Consider the following 2930-nt stretch of genomic DNA (forward strand, 5'->3'; position numbering starts at 1 on the left):
CGCGCTGAAGCCGAAGCCCAACGCGCTGAAGCCGAAGCCCAACGCGCTGAAGCCGAAGCCCAACGCGCTGAAGCCGAAGCCCAACGCGCTGAAGCCGAAGCCCAACGCGCCGATCGCGCCGAACAATCTCAACGAGAAGCGATTCCCCGATTGGCAGCCTTGGGATTAACCCCTGACCAAATCGCGGCGGCGTTGTCTGTGCCGGTGGCCGTGGTTACGGATGCTCTGCGAGCAATGCAAGATTGAGTAAGGTTTTTATCGGATTATCACCGTGAGACCAAACAAGGGGATGTATGCTCCTTGTTGTCGTCAACAGAAAGAATGGGTGAGGTATTGGCAGCAGGGCTGACAAATTCCCGCTGCATTCTGGGCTGAGGTGGATTAGGTGGATTCGAGGGTTGACCAGACTTCGAGCTTGGTTTGGATCTTTTGGATGATGGTGTCGGTGAAGTCGGACATACTCAGTTGGCCGCGTAGATCGGGGGTGGCTTTGCCTTCGTAGAGGGCCTCAAAGACGGATTCATAAATGGCACGGGAGGCGCGATCGCACGCCGGATTTCCCACATAGGTCAGCAACGCCGCCCCCGCCAAAATCATCGCCATCGGGTTGGCAATATTTTTACCGTAAAGGGCTGGGGCCGTACCGTGGGGAGCTTCGGCCATCACCGTTTTCGCTTGCAAGGTTGCCGGATCAAACCCGATTACTAAACTTTCCGACCCCGCAATACTGCCGTACATTTGCAGCACCATATCCGACAGTAAATCCCCATCACGATTGAGGGCAGGAATCACCAACGCCTCGCCGCTATTTTGTAACAGCAGCGCAAAGGTGGCATCAATCAACAACGGTTGATAGGCCACATTAGGATAACGCTCGGCCGCAGCATCGAGTTCTTCTTTGAACATGCCTTCATAGGTGGCGCTGACGGTGAACTTTGGCCCGCCGAAAACTTTCGCCCCCGTGCGTTGGGCATGGGCAAAGGTAAACTCTGCCACGGTGCGACAGATGGAACGGCTAATTTTAGACGTGCGCCAGGCGATTTCGTCCCCGGTGTCGGTGGGTTCGCGCCATTCCTTCGCCCCATAGGCATCATCGACCGCCATGCGCATGATCGTGATCGGCGCGTACACTCCGCCGATGGGTCGAATTTGGGGCAAGCGTCGCCCGGTGCGCAAAATTACCGACGCGCTCAAGGCTTCGCGCAAAATGGCGTTGGGGCTGCCCACGTCGCCGGAAATTTCGGGGGTGATGGTGGCGGCTTTGAGGGCCAGGCCGGTTTTACAGGTGGCGGCGGCTGCATCCCATACCACTTGATTATTCGTGGCCCGGCGATTGTCGAGGCTCAAATCGTAATCGATCCATTGCAGCGGTTGACGAATCACGTCCGGCTGGAGCACGCGCAGGGCTTCGAGGAGGAGTTCTTCTCCGGTTTGATCTCCGTGCATGACGGCGATCGCTGGGATGGGTGGCTGAGTTGCCATGGCACACAATACATTCCTGAAACGGCGTTATTGCAGAAATTGTGGTGGATGGCTCGCGATCGCAGTTGTAACGCTCGGCACGAAACGAGAAGCTTCCAATAATCTTAACGAGAGCCGCTATCTTAACCTCAAAAGAGGACTCCCGCTAGAGCCGACAGGTTTAGCGGTGATTTTTCCTGTGCTGAGATTCAGGCCCCTTCACCCCCAGCAACCCCATCCCCCGGCAAGGAACACCCGTGTTTTCTCTTTCATCATATAAAATTGCCCTTTGTGGGAAACCTAGACTAATGTAGTATCAGTTCTTGAATTCGCCCCCTAAGAAGGAGTCAGTTGTGGCTAGTCAGAAAATTCTTGTAATTGATGACAGTCGGGTGATCCGACGCATGGTAAAAGATATGCTGCCGGTCGGTAATGTCGAAGTGATCGAAGCCAAAGATGGGGTCGAAGGGCTGAAATTACTCCGAGCAGAATCACCAACATTGATTATGTTGGATTTCTTGCTGCCGAAAAAGAGTGGTTGGGAAGTCTATCAGGAAATCCAGAAAGATCCACACCTGGCGACCATTCCATTGATGTTGATGTCGGGACGTAAAGAAGAAGTCACCGAAAAACTGCCAGAACCCTTTGAGTTTTTTGCCTTTGTGGAAAAACCCTTTGAAAAAACTCAATTGGTCAAGGCCCTCAAGGAAGCCATGCAAAAAGCCACCGCGAAGAAAAAAGCGATGGGAACGCCCGCCCCGGTTCCTGTGGATGCTGCCCCCGCTCCTGCCACCGGCGGAGGATCGGCCGATGTCCAGGCTCTTCAGAAAAAAGTGGCTCAAATGGATAAAGAAATTGCCACGCTCAAAAAACAAATGGGCCAGCTTGTGCAATTCATTAAACAAAAACTCAAATAATTTCGTTCCATCATGACGGGGCAATGCTACCGAGCCATCATCGTTATTCCTATTCATCCATTCACGATCGCCCCCCGTATGCCTGGCCAAAGCAGCGAAAATTAGCGGTGTACATTGCCCTCAACTTAGAGCATTTCGCCTTTGGGGAAGGGCTGGGGGCGACCCTCGCACCGGGAGGGCCAGAGCCGGATGTGCTGAATTATGCCTGGCGGGACTACGGCAATCGGGTCGGGGTCTGGCGGTTGTTGGAACTGTTTGAAGAGTTGGCCCTACCCGTGGCGGTGTTGGTGAATTCAGAATTGTATGACTATTGCCCGGCGGTGATGCGGGCCTTTCGCGATCGCGGCGATGAAATTGTCGCCCACGGTCGCACCAACTCCGAACGCCAAAGCACCCTTGACGAAGCAGCGGAACGGTAGTGCATTTTAGTGCAGGCTAGAGGAAAAGATAGGGGCATCTTGCTCCGCCAGCTTCTCTCTGATGCCCCGATTGTACTCATGGATGAACAGCCATATCGCCCCAATGTGGTTCTCCACCTTTTTCGAGAACGAC

Annotated in this window: 2 protein-coding genes and 2 pseudogenes; 3 read left to right on the top strand and 1 reads right to left on the bottom strand. The window is 54.1% G+C overall.

Annotated elements, in window-relative coordinates; genetic code table 11:
* Nucleotides 1-246, top strand: a pseudogene (locus PN477_RS05970) (hypothetical protein); the annotation flags it as partial.
* Nucleotides 247-381: 135 nt separating this feature from the next.
* On the opposite strand, the gene PN477_RS05975 reads toward PN477_RS05970, so the two are convergent.
* Nucleotides 382-1482 (bottom strand): isocitrate/isopropylmalate family dehydrogenase, encoded by a 1101-nt coding sequence (locus PN477_RS05975; protein ID WP_272121707.1) that lies wholly within the window; start codon nucleotides 1480-1482, stop codon nucleotides 382-384.
* Nucleotides 1483-1814: 332 nt separating this feature from the next.
* Between PN477_RS05975 and PN477_RS05980 the strand changes: the two genes are divergently transcribed.
* Nucleotides 1815-2378 carry a response regulator gene (locus PN477_RS05980; RefSeq protein WP_272121709.1) on the top strand — a complete coding sequence of 188 codons (564 nt, stop codon included), beginning with the start codon at nucleotides 1815-1817 and terminating at the stop codon, nucleotides 2376-2378.
* Between the two features lie 23 nt (nucleotides 2379-2401).
* Nucleotides 2402-2794: pseudogene (locus tag PN477_RS05985) on the top strand (polysaccharide deacetylase family protein); the annotation flags it as partial.
* Between the last annotated feature and the right edge of the window lie 136 nt (nucleotides 2795-2930).

This window comes from Spirulina subsalsa CS-330 (genome assembly GCF_028330765.1).
GTDB classification, from domain to species: Bacteria; Cyanobacteriota; Cyanobacteriia; order Cyanobacteriales; family Spirulinaceae; genus Spirulina; species Spirulina subsalsa_A.

Bases quoted from the DNA above. Each gene is read 5' to 3' on its own strand.
- PN477_RS05975 (WP_272121707.1), bottom strand. From the start codon at position 1,482: ATGGCAACTCAGCCACCCATCCCAGCGATCGCCGTCATGCACGGAGAT.